The organism is Tepidibacillus infernus, assembly GCF_048898065.1.
GTDB classification, from domain to species: domain Bacteria; phylum Bacillota; class Bacilli; order Tepidibacillales; family Tepidibacillaceae; genus Tepidibacillus_B; species Tepidibacillus_B infernus.
The window spans coordinates 1-315 of record NZ_JBLWFI010000028.1 but is presented as its reverse complement, the minus strand read 5'-3'; the positions used below and the strand labels follow the sequence as shown (position 1 = coordinate 315).

Below are 315 nucleotides of genomic sequence, written 5' to 3'. Positions count from 1 at the left end.
AAATGGGGGATCTCTCCCACTATAATAGTGCTAGCCAGCTCATTAAAAAAGCAGGAACAAATCCTGTCATCAAGCAATCTGGGCAAAATGGCGGCTATTATGGGGGTATCTCCAAACAAGGGAATTCCAATTTACGAAGAGCCATATATACCGCCGGGCGTTGCTTATCCACACATAATGAAGCTTTGAAGCCCTTTTATAACAGATTAAAGGAAAAAGGCAAAAAAGTACGTAAAATCTATATTGCAATGGGAAACAAGTTTATAAAAATTGCTTTTGCAATGTTAAAAAATCAGAAACCTTTTGAATGGAATC

At 37.5% G+C, this 315-nt stretch carries 1 protein-coding gene; it reads left to right on the top strand.

Annotated elements, in window-relative coordinates; genetic code table 11:
• Nucleotides 1–315: transposase (locus TEPIDINF_RS14835; RefSeq protein ID WP_421692404.1), on the top strand; the 315-nt coding region annotated here is incomplete at both ends.